The organism is Streptococcus sp. HMSC073F11 (assembly GCF_001810785.1).
Classification (GTDB): domain Bacteria; phylum Bacillota; class Bacilli; order Lactobacillales; family Streptococcaceae; genus Streptococcus.
This window is the reverse complement of sequence record NZ_KV802678.1, coordinates 29,345-53,937: the sequence shown is the minus strand read 5'-3', so window position 1 is coordinate 53,937 and position 24,593 is coordinate 29,345. Positions and strand designations below refer to the sequence as shown.

Annotated in this window: 20 protein-coding genes; 9 read left to right on the top strand and 11 right to left on the bottom strand. The window is 40.9% G+C overall.

Translation table 11 applies throughout. The annotated features are described in order from the left end of the window. The first annotated feature begins 43 nt into the window (after positions 1–43). The 4 genes from argS (at position 44) to galU (ending at position 4,547) form a co-directional block, all read left to right on the top strand. Positions 44–1,735 carry an arginine--tRNA ligase gene (gene argS, locus HMPREF2764_RS00260; RefSeq protein ID WP_070526292.1) on the top strand — a complete coding sequence of 564 codons (1,692 nt, stop codon included), beginning with the start codon at positions 44–46 and terminating at the stop codon, positions 1,733–1,735. A gap of 458 nt (positions 1,736–2,193) precedes the next feature. Then, positions 2,194–2,439: a hypothetical protein gene (locus HMPREF2764_RS00255; RefSeq protein WP_020903404.1), complete on the top strand. Its 246-nt coding sequence runs from the start codon at positions 2,194–2,196 to the stop codon at positions 2,437–2,439. A gap of 170 nt (positions 2,440–2,609) precedes the next feature. After that, complete coding sequence (locus tag HMPREF2764_RS00250) at positions 2,610–3,626, top strand: NAD(P)H-dependent glycerol-3-phosphate dehydrogenase (RefSeq protein WP_070526289.1); 1,017 nt, start codon at positions 2,610–2,612, stop codon at positions 3,624–3,626. A 21-nt stretch (positions 3,627–3,647) separates the two neighbouring features. Further along, a complete protein-coding gene (gene galU, locus HMPREF2764_RS00245) occupies positions 3,648–4,547 on the top strand; it encodes a UTP--glucose-1-phosphate uridylyltransferase GalU (RefSeq protein WP_070526284.1) in 900 nt (299 codons plus the stop codon). 64 nt (positions 4,548–4,611) lie between these two features. On the opposite strand, the gene HMPREF2764_RS00240 is transcribed toward galU, so the two are convergent. The 6 genes from HMPREF2764_RS00240 to pbp1b form a co-directional block, all read right to left on the bottom strand. Continuing rightward, positions 4,612–5,289 carry a rhomboid family intramembrane serine protease gene (locus HMPREF2764_RS00240; protein ID WP_070526281.1) on the bottom strand — a complete coding sequence of 226 codons (678 nt, stop codon included), beginning with the start codon at positions 5,287–5,289 and terminating at the stop codon, positions 4,612–4,614. Then, positions 5,273–5,812: a 5-formyltetrahydrofolate cyclo-ligase gene (locus HMPREF2764_RS00235; protein WP_070526278.1), complete on the bottom strand. Its 540-nt coding sequence runs from the start codon at positions 5,810–5,812 to the stop codon at positions 5,273–5,275. Before HMPREF2764_RS00235 ends, HMPREF2764_RS00240 begins: the two co-directional genes overlap by 17 nt. Before the next feature lie 11 nt (positions 5,813–5,823). Next, on the bottom strand, positions 5,824–6,954 hold the full coding sequence (locus tag HMPREF2764_RS00230; RefSeq protein WP_070526275.1) for an N-acetyldiaminopimelate deacetylase: 1,131 nt from the start codon (positions 6,952–6,954) through the stop codon (positions 5,824–5,826). Between the two features lie 67 nt (positions 6,955–7,021). Further along, complete coding sequence (dapD, locus tag HMPREF2764_RS00225; RefSeq protein WP_000127463.1) at positions 7,022–7,720, bottom strand: 2,3,4,5-tetrahydropyridine-2,6-dicarboxylate N-acetyltransferase; 699 nt, start codon at positions 7,718–7,720, stop codon at positions 7,022–7,024. Positions 7,721–7,948: 228 nt separating this feature from the next. Beyond that, on the bottom strand, positions 7,949–8,860 hold the full coding sequence (locus HMPREF2764_RS00220) for a DMT family transporter (protein WP_025169746.1): 912 nt from the start codon (positions 8,858–8,860) through the stop codon (positions 7,949–7,951). 56 nt (positions 8,861–8,916) lie between these two features. After that, positions 8,917–11,367, bottom strand: coding sequence for a penicillin-binding protein PBP1B (gene pbp1b, locus HMPREF2764_RS00215; RefSeq protein ID WP_070526272.1), 2,451 nt, complete (start codon positions 11,365–11,367; stop codon positions 8,917–8,919). 141 nt (positions 11,368–11,508) lie between these two features. Between pbp1b and tyrS the strand changes: the two genes are divergently transcribed. Further along, the gene (tyrS, locus tag HMPREF2764_RS00210; RefSeq protein ID WP_033685316.1) at positions 11,509–12,765 is read left to right on the top strand and encodes a tyrosine--tRNA ligase; all 1,257 of its coding nucleotides are present in this window, start codon (positions 11,509–11,511) and stop codon (positions 12,763–12,765) included. Positions 12,766–12,840: 75 nt separating this feature from the next. On the opposite strand, the gene HMPREF2764_RS00205 is transcribed toward tyrS, so the two are convergent. After that, entirely contained in the window at positions 12,841–14,904 is a 2,064-nt protein-coding gene (locus HMPREF2764_RS00205) for a heavy metal translocating P-type ATPase (RefSeq protein WP_070526270.1), read from the bottom strand. Between the two features lies 1 nt (position 14,905). After that, positions 14,906–15,184, bottom strand: a complete 279-nt coding sequence (locus tag HMPREF2764_RS00200) for a DUF6110 family protein (protein ID WP_004258701.1) — start codon at positions 15,182–15,184, stop codon at positions 14,906–14,908. Between the two features lie 151 nt (positions 15,185–15,335). On the opposite strand from HMPREF2764_RS00200, the gene HMPREF2764_RS00195 reads away from it, so the two are divergent. Beyond that, complete coding sequence (locus HMPREF2764_RS00195; RefSeq protein ID WP_070526268.1) at positions 15,336–16,184, top strand: putative RNA methyltransferase; 849 nt, start codon at positions 15,336–15,338, stop codon at positions 16,182–16,184. A gap of 105 nt (positions 16,185–16,289) precedes the next feature. Here the strand turns inward: HMPREF2764_RS00195 and HMPREF2764_RS10215 are convergent, their stop codons facing one another. From HMPREF2764_RS10215 to malQ, 3 genes are all read right to left on the bottom strand, one after another. After that, positions 16,290–16,496: a hypothetical protein gene (locus HMPREF2764_RS10215; RefSeq protein WP_000265676.1), complete on the bottom strand. Its 207-nt coding sequence runs from the start codon at positions 16,494–16,496 to the stop codon at positions 16,290–16,292. Between the two features lie 246 nt (positions 16,497–16,742). Continuing rightward, positions 16,743–19,001 carry a glycogen/starch/alpha-glucan family phosphorylase gene (glgP, locus tag HMPREF2764_RS00185; protein ID WP_070526265.1) on the bottom strand — a complete coding sequence of 753 codons (2,259 nt, stop codon included), beginning with the start codon at positions 18,999–19,001 and terminating at the stop codon, positions 16,743–16,745. Between the two features lie 25 nt (positions 19,002–19,026). Next, a complete protein-coding gene (gene malQ / locus HMPREF2764_RS00180) occupies positions 19,027–20,544 on the bottom strand; it encodes a 4-alpha-glucanotransferase (RefSeq protein ID WP_070526263.1) in 1,518 nt (505 codons plus the stop codon). A gap of 476 nt (positions 20,545–21,020) precedes the next feature. On the opposite strand from malQ, the gene HMPREF2764_RS00175 reads away from it, so the two are divergent. The 3 genes from HMPREF2764_RS00175 (at position 21,021) to HMPREF2764_RS00165 (ending at position 24,539) form a co-directional block, all read left to right on the top strand. Further along, positions 21,021–22,292: an extracellular solute-binding protein gene (locus HMPREF2764_RS00175; protein WP_000095473.1), complete on the top strand. Its 1,272-nt coding sequence runs from the start codon at positions 21,021–21,023 to the stop codon at positions 22,290–22,292. Positions 22,293–22,402: 110 nt separating this feature from the next. Then, complete coding sequence (locus tag HMPREF2764_RS00170; RefSeq protein ID WP_070526262.1) at positions 22,403–23,695, top strand: sugar ABC transporter permease; 1,293 nt, start codon at positions 22,403–22,405, stop codon at positions 23,693–23,695. A gap of 1 nt (position 23,696) precedes the next feature. Beyond that, positions 23,697–24,539, top strand: a complete 843-nt coding sequence (locus HMPREF2764_RS00165; RefSeq protein ID WP_033675775.1) for a sugar ABC transporter permease — start codon at positions 23,697–23,699, stop codon at positions 24,537–24,539. Positions 24,540–24,593 lie beyond the last annotated feature (54 nt).

The window sequence follows — 24,593 nt, the reverse complement described above, 5'->3', positions numbered from 1 at the left end:
AAATTGTGATAAAATAGTAGAAAAGTCCAAAAAGGAGCTCTTAATGAATACAAAAGAATTGATTGCTAGCGAATTGGCTAGCGTCATTGATAGCCTGGACCAAGAGGCTATTTTCAATTTACTGGAAACCCCTAAAAACTCAGAAATGGGAGACATCGCTTTCCCTGCTTTTTCTCTTGCAAAAGTCGAACGTAAAGCACCTCAAATGATTGCTGCTGAACTGGCTGAAAAAATTAACAGCCAAACCTTTGAAAAGGTTGTCGCAACAGGACCTTACGTCAACTTTTTCCTTGATAAATCTGCCATTTCTGCTCAAGTATTGCAAGCTGTTATCACTGAAAAAGAACACTATGCTGACCAAACTATTGGCAAACAAGAAAATGTTGTTATCGACATGTCTAGTCCCAATATCGCTAAACCATTTTCTATTGGTCACCTACGCTCAACTGTTATCGGAGATAGCTTGTCACATATTTTCCAAAAAATCGGTTATCAAACGGTCAAGGTCAACCATTTGGGAGACTGGGGTAAACAGTTTGGGATGTTGATTGTTGCCTACAAAAAATGGGGCGACGAAGAAGCTGTAAAAGCTCATCCAATCGATGAACTTCTTAAACTCTATGTCCGCATCAACGCTGAGGCTGAAAATGACCCTAGCTTGGATGAAGAAGCACGCGAATGGTTCCGTAAACTTGAAAACGGAGACGAGGAAGCTCTTGCACTTTGGCAATGGTTCCGTGATGAAAGTTTGGTGGAATTTAACCGCCTTTACAATGAATTGCAAGTCGAATTTGACAGCTACAACGGAGAAGCCTTCTACAACGATAAGATGGATGCAGTTGTAGATATTCTTTCTGAAAAAGGCCTTCTTGTTGAATCAGAAGGTGCCCAAGTTGTGAATCTTGAGAAATACGGAATTGAACATCCTGCACTCATCAAGAAATCTGATGGAGCAACTCTCTATATTACACGTGACTTGGCTGCAGCCCTTTACCGTAAAAACGAATACCAATTTGCTAAATCTATCTACGTTGTTGGTCAAGAACAATCTGCCCACTTTAAACAACTCAAAGCTGTCTTGAAAGAAATGGGCTACGGCTGGAGTGAAGACATTACTCATGTTCCTTTTGGTTTGGTTACAAAAGAAGGGAAAAAACTCTCTACTCGTAAAGGGAATGTCATCTTGCTAGAGCCTACTGTTGCAGAGGCTGTTAGCCGTGCCAAGGCCCAAATCGAGGCTAAAAATCCTGAACTAGAAAACAAAGACCAGGTAGCACATGCTGTTGGGGTTGGAGCCATTAAATTCTATGACCTCAAAACCGACCGTACAAATGGATACGACTTCGACTTAGAGGCTATGGTATCCTTTGAGGGGGAAACTGGTCCTTATGTACAATATGCCTATGCTCGTATCCAATCGATCTTACGTAAAGCAGACTTCAAACCAGAAACAGTGGCTAATTACAGCTTAAATGATGCTGAAAGCTGGGAAATCATTAAACTCATCCAAGACTTCCCACGTATTATCAACCGTGCGGCGGATAACTTTGAACCTTCTATCATTGCTAAATTTGCAATTAGCCTGGCTCAAGCCTTTAACAAATACTATGCACATACACGTATCTTGGATGATAGCCCAGAACGCGACAGCCGTCTAGCTCTCAGCTACGCAACCGCAGTCGTTCTCAAAGAAGCCCTTCGCTTGCTTGGAGTAGAAGCGCCAGAGAAGATGTAAATCACCAAAGTTACTTGATTGCAAAGCAATCTAAGTAACTAACGCCAAATCCTATCAGGAATTTGGCTAGGTGCTTCACTAGTAAAGAAACATAAATATTATCGATTTATGTTTCTTTACGTCGTAACCAGAGACACTTGCCTAAACGCTTCACTAATTCACCAAACCAAATAATATCGATTTGGTTTGGTTCATGTCGTAAGCTTCAAGTTACTTGATTAAAAAGCAGTCTAAGTAATTAAGACCAAATCCTGTCGGAGATTTGGTTAGACTTATGTCGCAATCTTTTAATTACTTAATTGTAAAGCAGTCTAAGTAACTAAGACCAAATCCTATAAGGATTTTTGTTTAGAGGCCTATCAAAAATCTTATCAAGTTTTGCTGACTGATTCGCCTATTTTAGGCCCACTGAATCAATTTATTCACTACTACTTTTTTATCATACAGGGAGATTTCCTATGAGCCAATATGCTTATATCCTCGTTGTAATTAGCTTGGTGTTCCTTTTTCTGCTCAATAAGTACGAGAAGGAGAGACTTCAAAGGCTCTACCAAGAACAACTTTTAAAGGATGAAACATTTAGGAGTGATATCAAAGAGAAAATTCACACGACTGAAAATATCAATGATGTCATTGCTTATATCAATAAAACTTACCATCTGGGAATGTTACTGTCAAAAGACATTACAGATCAATTGAAATAAACTGAGCTATTCTTTTAAGGAATATAAAAACCGAGACTGAGAGTTTGTCCCTTCGTCTCGGTTTTTGTGTATTTTTCAAGTAACAAAGCAACCACTCCCCCAGCAATGCAAGTGCAAAATCCTCCAGAATATGATAGAATAAGAGAAAGGACTCTATCAAGGAGGAAAACATGGAAAAACAAACCATCGCCGTCTTGGGGCCTGGTTCTTGGGGAACTGCCCTTTCACAAGTCTTAAATGACAATGGACACGAGGTACGTATTTGGGGAAATCTTCCCGAGCAAATCAATGAAATTAATACCTATCATACTAACAAGCACTACTTTAAAGATGTCGTTCTAGATGACAAAATCAATGCCTACACTGACTTAGCAGAGACATTAAAAGATGTAGATGCGATTTTGTTTGTTGTCCCAACAAAAGTGACACGACTTGTTGCCCAACAAGTTGCAAAAACCTTAGACCATAAGGCTATCATCATGCACGCATCAAAGGGATTAGAGCCTGATAGCCATAAACGATTATCAACCATCCTTGAAGAAGAAATTCCTGAACATCTCCGAAGTGATATTGTCGTTGTTTCAGGACCTAGTCATGCGGAAGAAACCATTGTACGTGACCTGACTTTAATCACTGCTGCTTCTAAAGATTTACAAACAGCTCAATACGTTCAGGAGCTATTTAGTAATCACTACTTCCGACTTTATACCAATACGGATGTTATCGGGGTCGAAACCGCTGGTGCTCTTAAAAACATTATCGCTGTCGGTGCTGGAGCCTTACATGGTTTAGGATTTGGTGACAATGCCAAGGCAGCCATCATCGCTCGAGGCTTGGCAGAAATTACCCGCCTAGGGGTAGCACTCGGTGCCAGTCCATTGACCTATAGTGGCTTGTCTGGTGTAGGAGACTTGATCGTAACAGGAACCTCCATCCACTCTCGTAACTGGAGAGCCGGAGATGCTCTTGGTCGCGGAGAATCTCTAGCTGATATCGAGGCCAATATGGGCATGGTGATTGAAGGAATCTCAACGACCCGAGCAGCCTATGAGCTAGCGCAAGAACTTGGAGTTTATATGCCAATTACACAGGCCATTTACCAAGTTATCTACCAAGGAACCAATATCAAAGATGCCATTTACGACATCATGAACAATGAATTTAAAGCAGAGAATGAGTGGTCTTAACCCTCGAAAGAAAGGATTCTTATGACATCAAAAGTTAGAAAAGCAGTCATCCCTGCCGCTGGACTCGGAACTCGTTTCTTACCAGCCACCAAAGCACTTGCTAAAGAAATGTTGCCAATTGTAGACAAACCAACTATCCAATTTATCGTAGAAGAAGCTCTTAAATCAGGTATCGAAGATATTCTAGTTGTCACTGGTAAGTCAAAACGTTCTATTGAAGACCACTTTGACTCAAACTTCGAATTGGAATATAACCTCAAAGAAAAGGGCAAACACGACTTGCTAAAATTGGTAGACGAAACAACTGGTATTCGCCTTCACTTTATTCGCCAAAGTCATCCTCGCGGCCTTGGAGATGCTGTCTTACAAGCAAAAGCTTTTGTCGGAAATGAGCCCTTCGTTGTCATGCTTGGTGACGATCTGATGGATATCACGGATGACCACGCTATTCCTTTGACAAAACAACTGATAAATGATTACGATACGACTCACGCATCCACAATTGCTGTTATGCATGTACCATATGAGGATGTTTCATCATATGGAGTTATCGCTCCACAAGGCGAAGTAATCAATGGCCTTTATAGCGTTGAAACTTTCGTTGAAAAACCTGCTCCCGAAGATGCTCCAAGTGATTTGGCCATTATCGGTCGCTATCTTCTAACACCTGAAATCTTTCAAATCTTAGAACACCAAAAACCTGGTGCTGGAAATGAAATCCAACTTACAGATGCAATCGATACGCTTAATAAAACACAACGTGTTTTCGCTCGTGAATTTAAAGGGGCCCGTTATGATGTAGGAAATAAGTTTGGCTTTATGAAAACATCTATTGACTACGCCCTCAACCACCCACAAGTCAAAGATGAATTGAAAGATTATCTCATCCAACTTGGAAAAGAATTGGCTGAGAAGGACTAAAATAAAAAGATAAGGTTCAAAAAATGCCTTATCTTTTTTATTACATAACTATTCTTATAAACCTTCACAACCCCATTCCCTTGTAGAGAAGCAAGACTGCGAGTCCTACGAATAACACTACCGCTCCTAACCTCTGGCTGGTACTATACATCCGTCTTTCTCCTCGAACTGGAAAGATAACTGCTAGAAATGCGCCACCAACTGCACCTCCGATATGGCCAGCTAGGCTGATTCCTGGAATCAGAACACTTCCAATAATGTTAACCACAAAAAGTGTCAGATAAGATTGCCCTAGCTGTTGGATATAAGGATTACGTGTTGCATAGCGAAGAATGATAATCGCAGCAAATAGCCCATAAAGAGAGGTAGAGGCTCCTGCTGCTAAGGATTTGGGACTAAATACAAAAACAAAGAGATTGCCCATCATTCCTGATAAAAGATAGAGAAAGAAAAACTTCTTGGATCCGAAAATTTCCTCTACTTGCCTACCAAGATAATAGAGCGAAAGCATATTAACAATGAAATGCTCCCATCCAATATGAACAAAAATGGCAGAAAAGAGACGCCAAATCTGCTCAGGAAAGAGGCGAATAGCTGGTCCATACATAGCTCCAAATCGAAATAAGGTATCCGCCCTGTCAAAGTCTCCACCTGTAGTCACCAGCATTAATAGAAACACCAAGGCCGTCGCTAAGAGGAAGAAACTCGTCACAGGGTAACGTCTATCAAAGATTTCCTTCATCAATTAAAACCTCCTGAACAGGAATATCATGATTTTCAGGCATGAATTGCTGAACTTGACAAGGATAAACCGTACTCAAAGTATGACCAGAAAAATGTTCCAGATAGCGGTCATAATAACCTCCACCGTATCCAATCCGATATCCTTCCGTCGTAAAAGCCAGACCAGGAACATGAATCAAATCAATCTGAGAAGCATCCACTACTTCCAAATCTCCCTGTGGTTCCAGTAATCCAAAGGAAGTTTTTACCAACTGCTGTGGATCATAGACCACAAAGTCCATGCGCCCCTTGGGATAGGTTTTGGGTATCAGAACCTTCTTGCCGTCCTTCAGCGCCTGCTCAATCAGTTCCTGCGTTTGAAACTCATGAGAAAAAGAAAGATAGGTTGCGATGACCTCGGCTTCTTGGTAGAAGGGGTGTTGTAAAAGTCGTTCGGTTAAAGCTAGATCCAAAGTAACTTTTTGAGTTCGAGGGATAGCCTTCATTTCGTGCAAGACTTGCTTCCGTAATTCCGATTTCATAGACAACCCCTCTACTCTGCTGCCTTCTTTTTCAGGAAACTAGAGACCGCGTCCACCCCAATGGCTAATGCTTCTTCCTTGGGACTCATCTGAGGATGATGAAGGGCGTAGGGACTATCGATACCTAGCCAAAACATAACGCCATCAACTTTTGAAAGGAGATAACCAAAGTCTTCACCTGTCATAGCAGGTTCGATATCAATCAACTCAATTCCGTCTTTTTCTTCAAAGAAATCCATCAGTTCACGCGCCAAGGCTGGATTGTTCTCAACAGGTAAGTATCCACCTTGTTTGAGTTCCACTTCTACTTCCATATCAAAGGCAGCTGCAACACCTTCTGCAACTGTTTTAACCCTTTTTTGCACCCAAAGACTCATGTCCTGCGTCAAGGCCCGAATAGTTCCATGCAAAAAGGCTGTGTCTGTGATGACATTGTTGGTGGTTCCAGCTTGGAAAAGACCAAAGGTCACTACTGCTCCCTCGATTGGATTAACATTGCGGCTAACCACTGACTGTACTTGGGTCACAAAGTAACTAGCAGCTACCAAGGCATCATTAGCTTCATGTGGAAAGGCTGCGTGGCCACCTTTGCCTTTGAAACGGATCTTCACCTCGCAAGTCCCTGCAAAGAGTGTATGAGTATTGGTCGCAATCTGACCAACCTTCAAATCTGGCCGAACATGAAGCCCATAAAACTGGTCTGGCAACCAGTCTCCAAAAGCGCCATCCTCATACATGAGCATGCCACCAGCTTCATTTTCTTCAGCAGGTTGAAACAGAAAGAGCAGATTGTTCTTTGGTTGCTCCTCAAGGGCTCGCTCAAGACAGCCTAAAGCAATAGTCATGTGGAAATCATGGCCACAAGCATGCATACGATCTTGATGCAGAGAAGCGAAGGGCAGGCCTGTTTGTTCGACGATAGGCAGGCCATCAATATCTGTTCTCCAACCAATGGTCCGCTCTGGCTGACTTCCCTGCAAATAAACCAAAATCCCTGTCCGCCAAGTACGAACTTGAACAAAATTCTTGCCCGCAGTCAATTTCTCAATCACATCTAGCAAATAAGCATGAGTCTTGAACTCCTCCAAGCCAATCTCTGGAATCTGGTGCAAATCTCGTCTAGTCTGAATCAAATCTAACATCTATCTATCCTCCTATATAGCAGAAAGAGGCTGGAAAAAGGGTTCCGCCTCTATTTTTCTTTTACAATTACAAGGTACGAAGCGCATCCTCTAGCGCTGTTTTTTGTTGGGTTTGAGCATCAATTTCTTTGATAATACGAGCTGGAACACCTGCTACTACCACGTTTTCTGGGACATCTTGGGTAACAATAGCTCCTGCTGCGACAACTGAACCACTACCGATTTGAACTCCTTCGATGACCACTGCATTAGCGCCGATAAGAACATTGTCTCCAACACGGACTGGTTCAGCGCTAGCTGGCTCAATCACACCTGCCAAAACTGCACCTGCACCAACGTGGCTGTTTTTCCCAACGATAGCACGGCCACCAAGGATGGCACCCATGTCAATCATAGTTCCTGCACCAATTTCAGCACCGATATTGATAACAGCCCCCATCATGATAACAGCATTGTCTCCAATTTCAACTTGGTCACGGATAATAGCACCTGGCTCGATACGAGCGTTGATAGTACGTTTGTCTAGCAAGGGAACTGCAGAATTACGAGCATCTTGCTCAACAACATAGTCTTGATTTTCTACCAAACCATCGAGAAGCGGAGCCACATCTTTCCAGTCTCCAAATAGGACATTCCCTAGTTTGACAACAGAGCTAGGTACAGCAGTTGCGAGTTGTCCCTCAAATGTTACTTTCACACTGGTTTTCTTTTCAGCATTGGCGATAAATTGGATAATTTCTTGAGCGTTCATTTTTGTAGCAGTCATAGGCGCCTCCTAGTTCATTTTAATGATACCTATTCTACCAAAAAAGGCCTCAAATTTGAAGCCTTTTTGTTTGTTTTTAGGTATGATTTTTAGGGATGTGAGATAAAACGTGCTGTCGGTAAAAGCAAGCCCCTACCGATACAACCTAAAAACACTCTTCACAACTATCTCCCCGTGTTTTATTGACTATTCTAGTATAGCACACTTTTAGAATTAAGAAAAGACTTTTTATTTACTTTCTTTCGCTTCTTCTATCGATAGGAAAATCATGGGCAAAATAATCAAGGCCATAGCTAGAAGAAGGGACCAATCCACTACCAAGCCTAAAAATAAAACACTCAAAAGGGCAGAAGAGAGAGGTTCACTGGCACTGATAACAGAAACCACCAAAGGAGAAACCAAGGATACTGCCTTCATGGAAATGAAAAAGGCAAAAGCCGTCCCAAAGAAAGCGATAATGAGGCAAATCAAGATACTCCAAATATCCGGAGTAAAGGAAAGCTGATAAACTGGTGAGAGAACATTGCTAAATAAACCGGCCAAAATCATCCCCCACCCAACCGTGGGTACAAAACCATAACGCTTAGCAAAAGGTTGAGGTAAGATAACATTAAACATGACCCCCATGGCACTCAGCAAACCCGTCACAAGTGCTAGTGGTGTCATGGATAATTGAGAGAGATCTCCCTTTGTCGCCATCAGGCAAACACCCAACATGGCAACCAAAACATAAAGAATAGCACTTTTTGACGCTCGTTTTTGATAAACCAAGCGATTGTAAAAGAGGATAAAGACAGGGCTAATAAACTGTAAAATAGTTGCTGTCGCTGCATTAGAATATTCTACGCAGAGGTAGAAAAAATACTGAACTGAAAAAATCCCCAAAATAGCATAGGCTAAAAAAGGTAGGTAATTTTTCTTATCTCGCCAAATATCTAGCACTTGCGATTTTAATTGCACTGCAGACCAAATGAGCACAAGACTCCCTGCCAGTGTCAAACGCATAGAGGTAATCCAGCCAGAGGACACTTGATAATGAGTAAAGAAATATTCTCCTAAAATTCCACAGATTCCCCAGATTAAGCCGGATAGGAGCGAATAAATAGTTCCTTTAACAATCTTTTTCTGATACTGATTCATACCTTTATTGTAACACGAAAGGAAAAAAGAAAAAAGTGGCAATCAATGCCACTTTCCTATCTTCTACTATTTGGTTGTGTAGATGATGAACTTGATGTACTGCTAGAACTACTACTTGAACTTGGCGTAGATGAGAAACTACCAATAATACTTGACCAAGCATTTTGATAATCTGCTTCACTTCCTCCAATAGCAAAGTGATAGCTTGTTGTAGGAGCTCCCGCTTTATTAGCCCAATAGCTCGTTACAGTAGAACCTGAAAGATCAACTGTTTTTCCATTAACGGACACTTTGCCTGGCTTCTGCCCTGTAGATCTGAGAACCTGAGATTGAGTCACACTAGAATCAAGACTAAAGCGTTCATTGCCCCAAACACCAGGCTCAGCCTGTTGGATAGCATTGACTAAGTAAGCCATATATTTGGCATTTCGATAATGCCCAGCACCCTTAGCCATTGGGCGGTTGTCATCATGCCCTAGCCAACCACCTAGAGTCAATCTTGGTGTCGAAAGCATGAGCCACATATTTTCGTCTTCATTGGTTGTACCAGTCTTCCCAATCCAGTCTGCACGAGCTAAGCTTGAATTGATAGAAGTCAAGTCTGTTTGGAAACTTGAAGTGATTCGGGATGAAATCACCTCACGAAGCAAACTCTGCATAATCGTTGCTGTTGCCTTCGAGTACACTTGAACTGGTTTGTCTTGGAATTCATAGATTACTCTACCATCAGATGATTCAATCTTAGAAATCACATGTTTCTGATGGTAGACACCGTTATTAGCTAGTGTCTGATAACCATTTGTATGCTGGGCAACTGTGACTTCAATCCCACCACCCATAGGCAGACTTTCGATACCGTACTCCGGAATCTCGTAACCCATTTTCTCCATGTAACCCTTGACATCTACACCCTTCTCACGAAGCATGCGATAGGTCCAATAGGCTGGGATATTCCATGAATAGTTCAAGGCTTCACCCAGAGTCATCATGCCTGTACCTGGACTGTTCACATACATGATAGGATTGCCATTAGAGAATTTTGTCGGATAATTTGACAAGATACTAGCGCTTCCCATCAAACCTTGGTCAATGGCAATACCGTAGGCCAGCAAAGGCTTGGTTGTAGAGGCTGGCGAACGCTTGGTATCAAAGGCGTGATTGTTTTGGTTTGTCTGGTAATTACGACCACCAACGAAGCCTAGAACAGCCCCCGTTTTATTGTCCATCAAAACATTCCCTACTTCAGGCTGCCCAGTCGAATCATCTACCAAACGACCGTAGTTAGCAACTGCATTTTGCATGGCGTTATGGATTTTTTTATTGATCGTTGTAGTGATTTTGTAGCCACCATTACTGAGTTCCTGCTCAGCACGCTCATGATATGCCTTTTGAATCGCTTCCTTTTTCAACTCTTGACTAGAGACATTGTCCTGCTGAATTAAATAATCATACATACGATCTGTTGCTTCAGACATAGCCGTAAAGTAAAGGTAATCTCTTGAAACAGCATTGACAGTTCCTGATGGCAAAAAGTCTTGTTTGAGATTGTAATCCTTGTACTGGTCGTATTCTTCCTGAGTCAAGGCACCCGTACGGTACATATTATAGAGAACATCCTTAGCTCGTTTCAAACCAAGCTCTAAATCTTCATCACTCTTTAACTCTCCAGTATTTTCATAAGGTGAATAAGTAATCGGACTCTGTGGCAAACCTGCTAGGAAGGCAGCTTGGGGAATACTCAACTTGTTGGCATCGATACCGAAAATCCCTTCAGCAGCTTGCTGGGCACCTGCAATATTCTGCCCTTTATGATTTCGACCAAAGGGAGCAACGTTGAGATAGGTGGTCAATATTTCATCCTTACTCATGTTGCGTTCCAAGGCAAGGGCATCAACAATTTCTGTAGCCTTACGAGCCAAAGTCGGAGCATCTCCAACCACTTGTTGTTTGATTAACTGTTGGGTCAAGGTCGAGCCCCCGCTAGATGAGCCCAAACCTGCAAAGGTTCCCAAAGTCGCCCGAATCACAGCTTTTGGCACAACCCCATTATGTTCAAGAAAATGTTCGTCCTCAGTTGCAACGATAGCCTTTTTGAGATTGTCCGATATTTCCTCAGATGAGACAGAAGTTCTCAGTAAATCACTCTCGATAGAAGCAATGACACTCCCATCTGCGTAAACAATTTCTGAGATGGAAGAAATATTTTTAACCTGCTTGACCAAGTCCTCCGATTGGGGAACCTTGGCCTTGTCAAACAAAGCAACTCCATAACCAAGAGCTACACCAGCACCAAAAAGCCCACCGATAAAGCCTAGAATAAAGAGAGTATTCAAAATTCCCTTGATAACAACTAAAATGCTACCTAGGATAGCCAGAACTTTCCCACCTGTCCCATCCGACTGCTTCTCTTCTGAGACTTTCTCTGATTTTTTATGATTTATTTTTGATTTTACTAGCTGGAAAAATTCCAGCATTTTTTGTTTTAATTCATTTAATTGATTTTGCATGGATTTCCTCACTGTAACTATTATACCATAAAAGGTAAACTTTCAATAAAATAGCCACTTTCTTCCCTATTCTACTAGGCTATTGCCCAAGTTTGTGATACAATAGGTAGAAACAATATTTTTAAAAAGGAGAAAAGACACATGCACATTTTTGATGAGCTAAAAGAGCGTGGTTTGATTTTTCAAACGACTGATGAAGAAGCTTTGCGTAGAGCCCTAGAAGAAGGTCAAGTTTCTTATTATACTGGCTACGATCCAACTGCTGACAGCCTTCACCTAGGCCATCTTGTCGCAATCTTGACAAGTCGTCGCTTGCAACTAGCAGGTCACAAACCTTATGCGCTCGTTGGCGGTGCTACAGGTCTCATTGGAGATCCGTCCTTCAAAGATGCTGAACGTAGTCTCCAAACAAAAGACACAGTAGATGGCTGGGTCAAGTCTATCCAAGGACAACTTTCTCGTTTTCTTGACTTTGAAAATGGCGAAAACAAGGCTGTCATGGTCAACAACTACGACTGGTTTGGCAGCATCAGCTTCATTGACTTCCTCCGTGATATCGGAAAATACTTCACTGTCAACTACATGATGAGCAAGGAGTCTGTGAAAAAACGGATTGAAACAGGGATTTCTTACACTGAGTTTGCCTACCAAATCATGCAAGGTTACGATTTCTTCGTCCTTAACCAAGACTACAACGTTACCCTTCAAATCGGTGGTTCTGACCAGTGGGGAAATATGACAGCTGGTACCGAATTGCTTCGTCGTAAGGCTGACAAGACTGGCCACGTTATCACTGTTCCATTGATCACAGATGCAACTGGTAAGAAATTTGGTAAATCAGAAGGAAACGCAGTCTGGCTCAATCCTGAAAAGACTTCCCCATACGAAATGTACCAATTCTGGATGAACGTTATGGACGCTGACGCTGTTCGCTTCTTGAAAATCTTTACTTTCTTGTCACTTGATGAGATTGAAGATATCCGCAAGCAGTTTGAAGCAGCTCCACACGAACGCTTGGCTCAAAAAGTCTTGGCTCGTGAAGTCGTAACACTTGTTCACGGCGAAGAAGCTTACAAAGAAGCCCTCAACATCACTGAGCAACTCTTTGCAGGAAACATCAAAAACCTTTCTGTCAAAGAGCTCAAACAAGGACTTCGTGGAGTACCAAACTACCAAGTACAAGCAGACGAAAACCACAATATCGTGGAACTCCTCGTGGCATCTGGTGTGGTCAACTCAAAACGCCAAGCCCGTGAAGACGTCCAAAACGGAGCTATCTACGTCAACGGTGACCGCATCCAAGACCTTGACTATGTCTTGAGTGACGCTGATAAGTTAGAGAACGAACTGACTGTTATCCGTCGCGGCAAGAAGAAATATTTTGTATTGACTTACTAAACTGTTCAACATTTACCTATAAAAAAGGAGTTAACCTCGAGAAAGGTAACTCCTTTTTGTTGTTGATAACCACATCTATCTAGCCTTAATAGACAGGCTACGCAGGACTATGCGCAAGGTTGTTAGATTATGTAAGATAGAGAGATTTGAAGGACTGAGCCAATTAAATAAGCCAAAGCCAATCAAACTACTATTTACTACAACGGTATCTTGAATATTCTTCTTGATGAGTGTTTGCAAAGATGATGATAGCCAATCCAACTCTTGGAAGAAATCCAAACGATTATCTAACAATAAGATATCGCTCATCTGCTTAGAAATATCTGCACTCTCATTCATCACCACACCGATATCTGATAGGGTTAGAGCAGCTGAGTCATTCAAGCCATATCCAACCATCAAAATAGTGTGACCTGCTTTCTGCAGTTCCTCTACTAGCTCAAATTTCCCATCAGGTTTCAAGTCTGTATAGACCTGATCAAAGGGCAAATCTTTGACTAATTCCTCTGTTCTAACCAAGGTGTCCCCTGTTGCCAGAATCAATTTTTTCCCTTGTGCCTTAAGTTTCTCCAAGGCTGCTTTTGCTTCTTTTCTCAACGGAGTATGAATACAGAACATTCCAATCAATTCATTCTGATAAGCCAAAAATAAGAGATTGTAGTGACTCTTGTACTCTTCAATTAAAGCATTTTGTTCTGAACTGATATGAATTTGCTCATCCTGCATCAAAACATAATTCCCAATAACAACTGGTTGGCCATCAATATGGGACTTAATTCCCTTGCTTGCAATATATTGAAGTTTCCCATGCATTTCCTCATGTTCAATTCCCTCTATCTCGGCTTGCTTGACGATGGCATTAGCAATAGGATGATAAATGTGTTCCTCAAGACAGGCACTGATTCTGAGAATATCTTCCTCGCTATAATCCCCAAAAGGTAACACCTTTTCAACTATAGGATAGCTAGTTGTGATTGTTCCCGTCTTATCAAACAAGAAAGTATCAACTTCCAGATATTTCTCCAGAACATCTCCATCCTTAATCACCATTTCACGGTTCAACCCCTCCTTGATAGCTGTCAAATAAGCTACAGGAGTAGAAATTTTCAAAGCGCAGGAGAAATCGACCAATAGGAATGAAATAGCCTTAGAAAAAGAACCTGTTAATAGGTAAGTCAGACCAGCCCCCAAGAAATTATATTTGACGACCTTATCCGCCATCTTGATGAAATAGCGTTGTTTCGTTTTCTTGTTTTCTTCAGATTTCTTCATCAACTCAATCAGCTGTAAAATACGGCTATTCATCTGATTATCGGTTACACGAATGCGCAACTCTCCAGTTTCTAATACTGTATTTGCACAAACCAAATCAGACTCTCTTTTTTCAACTGGAAAACTCTCTCCTGTCAAGGAACTTTCGTTGACCATACCTAAACCTGAAACTACTTGTCCATCAAACAGAATTTCATTTCCTTGAGATAGAACCAAGACATCTCCTATTTGAACATCGGAACTCTTGATACTAACGACCGTATCGCCCTGTACCAAGAATACATCGCTTTCTTTTGCAAGAAGGCTTTGTTCTAAATCTGTTGCAGTTTTTTTCAAGGACCACTGATCTAAATGATTCCCCAAATCAAGCATAAACATGATATTGCTAGCTGTCTTGGATTGGTTCATAAACAAGGACAATAAAATCGCCGAACAGTCTAAGACCTCCATCGTTAGCTCCTTACACGCTAGAGTCTGATAGGCTTCTCTAATATAGCCAAAAGCCTGATAACAAGTCCATATATAGCGAATAGGATACGGCACAAAACTACGAAAAAGTACACGCTTAATCGCTGCACCTGAAACAATAGAATAAGCACTCTCTTCTCTACGAATGGGAAGAGTCATCAACTCAGAAACTTTCCCTTTATCAATTCTTTTTAAAAAGGCTTCTGCATTATCTAATACAGAAAAGCCTTCTTTTATGCGTAGAGTAAAGTGCTGTTGATCCATGTAAAACTGGATAGACTCAATTCCCTTTTCATCTCTCGCCAAGGAACGAAGATAGTCTTGAATATCCAAGGTGAGTGAAAAAGAAGATGATAGTCGGATATGTTGGTATCCTCTATGTAGCACTTTAAAAGACATATTATTCTCCTATAAGGCTATCTAATTGCTCTTCTTTTTTCTCTTGCTCGTACAAATATTTGGCATCTTGCAAGACATCGTCTCCATGTTGTTTCATAACAGAAACAGATGCATCTAGCCCGTCTTTCAACTTGTAAGCCTTAGCCAAAGCTTTAGAATAACCTTTTTTAGCTTCCTTACTTGCCAAGATTTTCAAACCAAGGGTACCAAATGCGACACCACCCAAAAAGAGTGATGATTTTTTCGCAACTTTTGCAACGGTTAGTACTTCTTTTAACATACTTATTTCCTCCTTATCATTATTATATAGCAATTTAGATATAAAAGCAATTTCATTCCATAAATTGGAGAATTAGTTTTATTTCTACTGAATCTCCCATCTACTTATTCCTAAAGTTGCTTTCATTTGCCTCTTTTGATACACTTAAACTATGAATACAAATCTCAAACCCAAACTTCAACGTTTTGCTTCTGCTACTGCCTTTGCCTGTCCCATCTGTCAAGAAAAGCTACCTCTAGTAGCTAGCAGTCTCAAGTGTAGCAATCACCATTCTTTTGATCTGTCAAAATTCGGCTATGTCAATCTGGCGCCCCAAATCAAGCAATCCGCTAATTACGACAAGGAAAATTTTCAAAACCGTCAACGAATCCTAGAAGCTGGCTTTTATCAAGCTATTTTAGAGGCCGTCTCTGATTTACTTTCAAACTCAAAAAATGCCAAAACAATTTTAGATATCGGTTGTGGCGAAGGATTCTATTCTCGCAAACTCCAAGAAAGTCATCCTGACAAAACCTTCTATGCCTTTGACATCTCCAAAGATTCGGTCCAAATCGCTGCCAAGAGCGAACCCAACTGGGCAGTCAATTGGTTCGTTGGCGACTTGGCTCGTCTTCCTATAAGAGACGCCAGCATGGATATCCTGCTTGATATCTTCTCACCTGCTAACTATGGAGAATTTCGTCGCGTTTTATCCAAAGACGGCATCTTGATAAAGGTTATTCCAACTAAAAATCACCTCAAGGAAATCCGTCAGAAGGTACAAGACCAGTTAACAAACAAGGATTATTCCAACCAAGATATCAAGGAGCATTTTCAGGAGCACTTTACCATCCTATCTAACCAAACGGCCTCTCTGACTAAGACTATCACAGCAGATCAGCTCCAAGCCCTACTCAGTATGACTCCTCTCCTCTTTCACGTTGACCAGACTAAGATTGACTGGAGCCAACTGAAAGAGATTACTATTGAGGCTGAGATTCTGGTTGGGAAAGTACTATAATTGACACAAAAAACCGCATTTCAAGAAGATCTGCGGTTTTAAATTTCAATTTTTAAACTATCGATCCCAAAAGTCTAAAACATTTAAAGCTTTTAGCTTCTCCATTTATTTTCGATTCGAAATAAAAAACTTATCAATAAATAGCAAGTGAAATAAGGCAAGTGTAATTCCCGATAAGCACCCATGATAAGAGATTTCTTGATGGGTAAGGGGGTAAAGATTACTATTACCCGCCAATAGGCATGTTAAAATAACAAATAGAATCCAAAATAAATCAGTCCATTTATATTTTGAAAAATATTTTTTCCACATAAAAACACCTTCTTTCCTACAATCATATTATAATACTTTGTGTAAGCGAATACAAGAAATATGAGGTAATCAACTACAAAGAAATATAAGGCTGAAGACAGTAAAAACCAGCATTTTAAGCGTTCAATGTGTCTATGATTTCTCTCTTTTTAATTCAAGATTGACTCAAATCCACAGCATTCAAAAAAAGCGAATTTCAATCGAAATTCGCTTTATAGGAAAGTGTATTAGTATAAATCTTGTATCTTAGTTCAAGTGCCAGATATCTTCGTTGTACTGAGCGATTGTACGGTCAGATGAGAAGAATCCTGCTTTAGCAATGTTAACGATAACTTTATCCAACCATGCGTCACGGTCTTCGTAGTCAGCCAACATTTGCTCTTTGACTTTGATGTAGTCTTCCAAGTCAAGAAGAGTCATGAACCAGTCTTTGTTGATCAATTCATTGTAAAGACGTTCCAAGCGCTCTTTGTTTCCAGCTGCAAGAACTGCATCGCTAACGATGAAGTCAACCAATGGTTTGATAGCTTCACGAGCATAGAATTCGCTTGATTTGTATGCTGCTTTATCGTAAAGGTCGATAACAGTTTCTGAATCTTCACCAAAGATGTAGATGTTTTCGTCACCAACCAACTCAGCGATTTCCACGTTAGCACCGTCCATAGTACCAAGAGTCAAAGCTCCGTTCAACATGAATTTCATGTTACCAGTACCTGAAGCTTCTTTAGAAGCAAGTGAGATTTGTTCTGAGATATCACATGCTGGGATCAAGAAGCTTGCTGCAGTAACATTGTAGTTTTCAACCATAACTACTTGCAAGTGTGGAGCTACTGCTGGATCGTTAGCAATAACTTCTGACATGCAAAGGATTAAGTGGATAATGTCTTGAGCGATTGTGTAGGCTGGAGCTGCTTTACCACCAAAGAAGATTGTGATTGGGCGAGCAGGGATGTTACCAGCTTTGATATCAAGGTATTTGTGAATCACGTACAAAGCGTTCATTTGTTGGCGTTTGTACTCGTGAAGACGTTTGATTTGGATATCAAAGATAGAGTTTGTATTGATTTCCACACCTTGGTGTTCTTTCAAGTGACGAGCCAATTTACGTTTGTTGTGAGCCTTGATGCTTTCCAATTTTTCTTTGACAGCTGCTTTGTCTTCATAAGACAAAAGTTTTTCAAGCTCATCTGCTTCATGGTGCCAACCTTCTCCAAGAATCTCATCCAAGTAGTGAGACAATCTTGGGTTAGCATGCATGAGCCAACGACGGAAAGTGATACCGTTTGTTTTGTTGTTGAATTTTTCTGGGTAAAGGTCGTAGAAAGCTTTCAACTCAGAATTTTTCAAGATTTCAGTGTGAAGTGCTGCTACTCCGTTAACGCTGTATCCGTAGTGGATATCCATGTGAGCCATGTGAACACGTCCGCTCTCATCGATAATTTGAACAGCTGGATCTTTGTATTCTGCTTTCACGCGACGATCCAATTCTTCGATGATTGGTACCAAGTGAGGAACCACTTCTTGCAAGAATTCAAGAGGCCATTTTTCAAGGGCTTCAGCAAGGATTGTGTGGTTAGTGTAGGCAGTCATGCTACGAACGATTGAGATTGCTTCGTCAAGTTCGATACCACGAGCAGTCAAAAGACGGATCAATTCAGGGATAACCATTGATGGGTGAGTATCATTGATTTGTACAACTGCGTAGTCAGCAAGGTCATGCAAGTTGCTTCCTTTTTCGATTGCTTCGTCGATGATCAATTGCGCACCGTTTGAAACCATGAAGTATTGTTGGAAGATACGGAGCAATTCACCTTGACGGTCACTATCATCTGGGTAAAGGAAAAGAGTCAAGTTGCGAGCGATGTCTGTCTTGTCAAAGTTGATACCGTCTTTAATGATTGAAGAATCAACTGAATCCAAGTCAAACAAACGCAAGCGGTTCTTAGTTTCTGTCTTGTAACCAGGTACATCGATATCGTAAAGAGTTGATGTCAATGTGAAGTGAGCAAATGGCACTTGGTAGCTACGGCTTGAGCGAACCAACCAGTTTTGCTCTGTCAACCATGCATTTGGAATTGTTTCTTGTTGGTTATTTTTAAGAACTTGTTGGAAAAGACCGTAGTGGTAGTTAAGACCAACACCGTCACCGTTCAAACCAAGAGTAGCAATTGAGTCGATAAAGCAGGCAGCCAAACGTCCCAAACCACCATTACCAAGAGATGGTTCCAATTCAACTTCTTCAACTTCGATCAAGTCTTTACCTGCAGCTGCAAGTTCTTTTTTAACATCGTCGTAAAGACCAAGGTTGATCAAGTTGTTTGACAAAAGTTTACCAATCAAGAACTCAGCTGAAATGTAGTAAACTTTTTTCTTACCAGTGTTAACTGGCTTTTGACTACTTGCAAGCTTGCTGTAGTTAAGAAGAGCCAGGTAAAGCTCTTCATTGCTACATTCTGCAATGGTTTTATTGTAACGATTTTGTACAAATTCTTGTAGTGATAACATGTTTAAGGTGTCTCCTGATATTGTATTATTTCTTTAATTCTACCAAATTTTCATTGATTCGGCGATAGATTGTTGTCAAGTCAAGCAAGCCTTCCTCGACAGCTGGTGTCAATTGATCTTCAGTCATACGCCAAGACCAGTTTCCACCAAGGGTAGATGGGAAGTTCATACGAGCTGCCTCATCCAATTCTAGCAAATCTTGCATAGTTGCAATTGCCATGAAGCTAACTGATGAAAAGACTGTACGAAGCATAGCATGTGGCACTGTTTCGTATTCTTTACGGTTAGTGTAGCGAGCCATGTATTCACGAGTTGCATCATCGATCTCGTTACGGTACCAACCAAGGACCGTATTGTTATCGTGTGTTCCTGTGTACATAACTGAGTTAGCAGGTGCCAAGTGTGGGCTATCGATGCTTTCGTCTTCTGGGTTGAAGGCAAATTGAAGAATCTTCATTCCTGGGAAGCCAGTACGTTCACGCAATTCGATAACTTCGTCTGTCATGAAACCAAGGTCTTCTGCGATGATGTTTAACTCACCAAGTTCTTCCTTAACGGCTGCAAAAAGCTTGTAGCCAGGACCTTTCACCCACTCACCAGGTGCTGCTGTATCGGAACCAGCAGGGATTTCCCAGTAAGATTCGAAACCACGGAAGTGGTCAATACGAACGATGTCGTAGATTTTGAAGCTTTCACGCAAGCGTTCAATCCACCATTTGTAGCCGTCTTTGTCCATTGCTTCCCAGTCATAGATTGGGTTACCCCAAAGCTGACCAGTTGCAGAAAACTCATCTGGTGGGCATCCTGCGATGCAAGTCGCCTTACCGTTAACATCTGTCTTGAAGAGATGTGGATTTGCCCACATATCGCTTGAATCTTCCGCTACGTAGATTGGCATATCTCCAACAATTTCGATGTGGTTGTCGTTAGCGTAAGCTTTCAATTTCAACCATTGTTGGAAGAAGAAGTATTGAGTCACACGGTGGTAAACCAACTTGTCTGCCAATTGCTCACGGTAGCTTTCAAGTGCTGAAGCTTTACGAGCACGAGCATCTGCATCTGGCCACTCAGTCCAAGCAAGATTGTCAAAATGCTCTTTGATAGCCATATACTCTGCAAAGAGTTCAAGCCATGATTGGTTGTCTTGAGCAAATTTCTCAAAATCTTTAACATTTCCTACTTCCAAGAAACGTTTTACTGCTTTTTCTAAAAGAGGACGACGTGCATAGTAGATTTTCGCATAGTCAACTTCAGATGCATCGCTACCAAAGTCAACTCCTTCAAGATCACTTGCTTGCAACAAGCCTTGTTCCACCAAGATATCTAAATCGATAAAATGAGTGTTCCCTGCGAAGGCTGAGAAAGATTGGTAAGGAGAATCTCCGTAACTAGTTGTTCCTAGTGGAAGGATTTGCCAGTAACGTTGTTTTGTGCGAACCAAGAAATCAACGAAGTCGTAAGCACTTTTACCAAATGATCCGATTCCGTATGCTCCTGGAAGAGAAGAAATGTGCATCAACACACCACTTTGACGTTTTTTCATAATAAGCACCTCATGTGTTTATAGTTAGATATTACATTTTTACGAACGCAAACGTTTGCGCTATTATTAGTATATCTCATTTTCTCGATAAATGCAAGCGGTTTTAAAAAACTTTTTTGATTATTTTTTTAAAAGTTTTTCTTCATACTTGTATATATATTCTTTCAGGAAACAAACAAAATAGGAATAAGGGTTTCACTTATCTTATTAAGCAAAAATAAAGTGAGAATCCTTTCTGCTTTCCATTTGTAAATTAGGCAATCGTTTTCTCAACTTTTTTAAATTTAAAACAAAATAGATTTTGGGATTTTCTACTATTATATGACGATGAAGCGTTTACTTTTTTCACAATTTTTTTAAAAATTTTTACAAAAAATACTTGCAACCGCTTTCCAATTGTGTTATACTAGTCCCATAAAGGAAAACGTTTGCGTTTCCTCATTATAAAATTTGTTATTCTTTAGGAGGAATACACTATGTCATCTAAATTCATGAAGAGCGCTGCTGTGCTTGGAACTGTTACACTTGCTAGCTTGCTTTTGGTAGCTTGCGGAAGCAAAACTGCTGATAAGCCTGCTGATTCTGGTTCATCTGAAGCGAAAGAAATCACTCTTTACGTTGAGGACCAATACAAAGCTTATGCTGAAACAGTAGCTAAAGCTTATAAAGAACAATCAGGAACAACAGTTAACATCAAATCTGGTGACCAAATGGGTGGGCTTGACAAACTTTCTCTTGACAACCAATCAGGTCAAGCTCCTGACGTTATGATGGCTCCATACGACCGTGTAGGTAGCCTTGGTACTGACGGACAACTTTCAGAAGTGAAATTGAGCGACGGTGCTAAAACAGATGATAAAACTAAATCTCTTGTAACAGCTGCTGACGGTAAAGTTTACGGTGCTCCTGCCGTTATCGAGTCACTTGTTATGTACTACAACAAAGACTTGGTAAAAGAAGCTCCAAAAACATTTGCTGACTTGGAAAACCTTGCTAAAGATAGCAAATACGCATTCGCTGGAGAAGATGGAAAAACTTCTGCTTTCCTAGCTGACTGGACAAACTTCTACTTTGCATACGGACTTCTTGCTGGTAACGGCGGTTACGTATTCGGACAAAACGGTAAAGACGCTAAAGACATCGGTCTTGCAAACGACGGCGCTATCAAAGGTGTAGAATACGCTAAAACTTGGTATGAAAAATGGCCTAAAGGTATGCAAGATACTGAAGGAGCTGGAAACCTAATCCAAACTCAATTCCAAGAAGGTAAAACAGCTGCTATCATCGATGGACCTTGGAAAGCTCAAGCCTTCAAAGACGCTAAAGTAAACTACGGTGTTGCAACTATCCCAACTCTTCCAAACGGAAAAGACTACGCAGCATTTGGTGGTGGTAAAGCTTGGATCATCCCATCAAGCACTAAGAACCTTGAAGCTGCTCAAAAATTTGTAGACTTCCTTGTTTCAACTGAACAACAAAAAGCCTTCTACGATAAAACTAATGAAATCCCAGCTAACACTGAAGCTCGTTCATACGCTGAAGGTAAAAATGATGAGTTGACAACAGCTGTTATCAAACAGTTCAAGAACGCTCAACCAATGCCAAACATCTCTCAAATGTCAGCTGTTTGGGACCCAGCTAAAACAATGTTGTTTGAAGCTGTAAGTGGTAAGAAAGATGCTAAAACAGCTGCTAACGATGCTGTAACATTGATCAAAGAAACAATCAAACAAAAATTTGGTGAATAAAAAATTTGTTCAAGGGGGGTGGAAATCAAATCCCCCTTTGAATTTATCAATCGAAAACATATATAGTTTAGGTTTTAATTAGAAACCAGTATCCTATGAAAGGAGTTATTATGGAAAAGCAACAACCTAGTAAAGCAGCCCTGCTGTCTATCATTCCTGGGTTAGGACAGATTTACAATAAACAAAAAGCCAAAGGTTTTATCTTCCTTGGTGTAACCATCGTATTTGTCCTTTACTTCCTAGCACTTGCAGCCCCTGAATTGAGCAACCTCATCACTCTTGGTGACAAGCCAGGTCGTGATAATTCCCTCTTCATGCTGATTCGTGGTGCCTTCCATTTAATCTTTGTAGTCGTTTATGTACTCTTTTATTTCGCAAATATCAAAGATGCACATACAACTGCCAAACACATTAACAATGGCATACCAGTAGCACTTACCTTTAAAGAAATGATCAAAGGAATCTATGAAAATGGTTTCCCTTACCTCTTGATCATTCCATCTTATGTTGCCATGACTTTTGCGATTATCTTCCCAGTTATCGTAACCTTGATGATCGCCTTCACAAACTATGACTTCCAACACTTGCCACCAAACAAATTGTTGGATTGGGTTGGTTTGACCAACTTTACAAACATTTGGAGCTTGAGTACCTTCCGTTCTGCCTTTGGTTCTGTTCTTTCTTGGACTATCATCTGGGCTTTATCTGCCTCAACTTTACAGATCGTGATTGGTATCTTCACAGCTATCATTGCTAACCAACCATTTATCAAAGGAAAACGTATCTTTGGTGTTATTTTCCTTCTTCCTTGGGCTGTTCCAGCCTTCATCACTATCTTGACATTCTCAAACATGTTTAACGATAGTGTCGGTGCTATCAATACTCAAGTCTTGCCGATCTTTGCTAAATTCCTTCCTTTCCTTGATGGGGCTCTTATCCCTTGGAAAACAGACCCTACTTGGACTAAGGTTGCCTTGATTATGATGCAAGGTTGGCTTGGATTCCCATATATCTACGTTTTGACTTTGGGTATCTTGCAATCTATTCCTAACGACCTTTACGAAGCAGCTTATATTGACGGTGCCAATGCTTGGCAAAAATTCCGCAACATCACTTTCCCAATGATCTTGGCTGTTGCAGCACCTACTTTGATTAGCCAATACACCTTCAACTTTAACAACTTCTCTATCATGTACCTCTTCAATGGTGGAGGTCCTGGTAGTGTCGGAGGGGGAGCTGGTTCAACAGATATCTTGATCTCATGGATCTACCGTTTGACAACAGGTACATCTCCTCAATACTCAATGGCGGCAGCTGTTACCTTGATTATCTCTATCATTGTCATCTCAATCTCTATGATCGCATTCAAGAAACTACACGCATTTGATATGGAGGATGTCTAAGATGAATAACTCAATTAAACTCAAACGTAGACTGACTCAAACCCTTACTTACCTCTACTTAATTGGCCTATCAATCGTGATTATCTATCCACTTTTGATTACCATCATGTCAGCCTTTAAAGCAGGTAACGTCGCGGCCTTTAAACTCGATACTAACATCGACTTCAATTTTGATAACTTTAAAGGACTCTTTACTGAAACTCTATACGGTACTTGGTATCTCAATACCTTGATCATCGCCTTGATTACCATGGCGGTTCAAACAAGTATCATCGTACTTGCTGGTTATGCCTACAGCCGTTACAACTTCTTGGCTCGTAAACAAAGTTTGGTCTTCTTCTTGATCATCCAAATGGTGCCAACCATGGCCGCTTTGACAGCCTTCTTCGTTATGGCGCTTATGTTGAACGCCCTTAACCACAGCTGGTTCCTCATCTTCCTCTACGTTGGTGGTGGTATCCCGATGAATGCTTGGCTCATGAAAGGCTACTTCGATACAGTGCCAATGTCTCTAGACGAATCTGCAAAACTAGACGGTGCAGGACACTTCCGCCGCTTCTGGCAAATTGTTCTTCCACTTGTTCGCCCAATGGTTGCCGTACAAGCTCTCTGGGCCTTCATGGGACCTTTTGGAGACTATATCCTTTCTAGTTTCTTGCTTCGTGAGAAAGAATACTTTACTGTTGCCGTAGGTCTCCAAACCTTCGTTAGCAATGTGAAAAACTTGAAGATTGCCTACTTCTCAGCAGGTGCTATCCTCATTGCCCTTCCAATCTGTATTCTCTTCTTCTTCCTACAAAAGAACTTTGTTTCAGGACTTACAAGTGGTGGCGACAAGGGATAATATATCCCCGCCACCCTTTTTCATTTTATACTCTTCGAAAATCTCTTCAAACCA

Coding starts and splice junctions, on each gene's coding strand:
- argS (WP_070526292.1), top strand. CDS start 44: ATGAATACAAAAGAATTGATTGCTAGCGAATTGGCTAGCGTCATTGAT.
- HMPREF2764_RS00255 (WP_020903404.1), top strand. CDS start 2,194: ATGAGCCAATATGCTTATATCCTCGTTGTAATTAGCTTGGTGTTCCTT.
- HMPREF2764_RS00250 (WP_070526289.1), top strand. CDS start 2,610: ATGGAAAAACAAACCATCGCCGTCTTGGGGCCTGGTTCTTGGGGAACT.
- galU (WP_070526284.1), top strand. CDS start 3,648: ATGACATCAAAAGTTAGAAAAGCAGTCATCCCTGCCGCTGGACTCGGA.
- HMPREF2764_RS00240 (WP_070526281.1), bottom strand. CDS start 5,289: ATGAAGGAAATCTTTGATAGACGTTACCCTGTGACGAGTTTCTTCCTC.
- HMPREF2764_RS00235 (WP_070526278.1), bottom strand. CDS start 5,812: ATGAAATCGGAATTACGGAAGCAAGTCTTGCACGAAATGAAGGCTATC.
- HMPREF2764_RS00230 (WP_070526275.1), bottom strand. CDS start 6,954: ATGTTAGATTTGATTCAGACTAGACGAGATTTGCACCAGATTCCAGAG.
- dapD (WP_000127463.1), bottom strand. CDS start 7,720: ATGACTGCTACAAAAATGAACGCTCAAGAAATTATCCAATTTATCGCC.
- HMPREF2764_RS00220 (WP_025169746.1), bottom strand. CDS start 8,860: ATGAATCAGTATCAGAAAAAGATTGTTAAAGGAACTATTTATTCGCTC.
- pbp1b (WP_070526272.1), bottom strand. CDS start 11,367: ATGCAAAATCAATTAAATGAATTAAAACAAAAAATGCTGGAATTTTTC.
- tyrS (WP_033685316.1), top strand. CDS start 11,509: ATGCACATTTTTGATGAGCTAAAAGAGCGTGGTTTGATTTTTCAAACG.
- HMPREF2764_RS00205 (WP_070526270.1), bottom strand. CDS start 14,904: ATGTCTTTTAAAGTGCTACATAGAGGATACCAACATATCCGACTATCA.
- HMPREF2764_RS00200 (WP_004258701.1), bottom strand. CDS start 15,184: ATGTTAAAAGAAGTACTAACCGTTGCAAAAGTTGCGAAAAAATCATCA.
- HMPREF2764_RS00195 (WP_070526268.1), top strand. CDS start 15,336: ATGAATACAAATCTCAAACCCAAACTTCAACGTTTTGCTTCTGCTACT.
- HMPREF2764_RS10215 (WP_000265676.1), bottom strand. CDS start 16,496: ATGTGGAAAAAATATTTTTCAAAATATAAATGGACTGATTTATTTTGG.
- glgP (WP_070526265.1), bottom strand. CDS start 19,001: ATGTTATCACTACAAGAATTTGTACAAAATCGTTACAATAAAACCATT.
- malQ (WP_070526263.1), bottom strand. CDS start 20,544: ATGAAAAAACGTCAAAGTGGTGTGTTGATGCACATTTCTTCTCTTCCA.
- HMPREF2764_RS00175 (WP_000095473.1), top strand. CDS start 21,021: ATGTCATCTAAATTCATGAAGAGCGCTGCTGTGCTTGGAACTGTTACA.
- HMPREF2764_RS00170 (WP_070526262.1), top strand. CDS start 22,403: ATGGAAAAGCAACAACCTAGTAAAGCAGCCCTGCTGTCTATCATTCCT.
- HMPREF2764_RS00165 (WP_033675775.1), top strand. CDS start 23,697: ATGAATAACTCAATTAAACTCAAACGTAGACTGACTCAAACCCTTACT.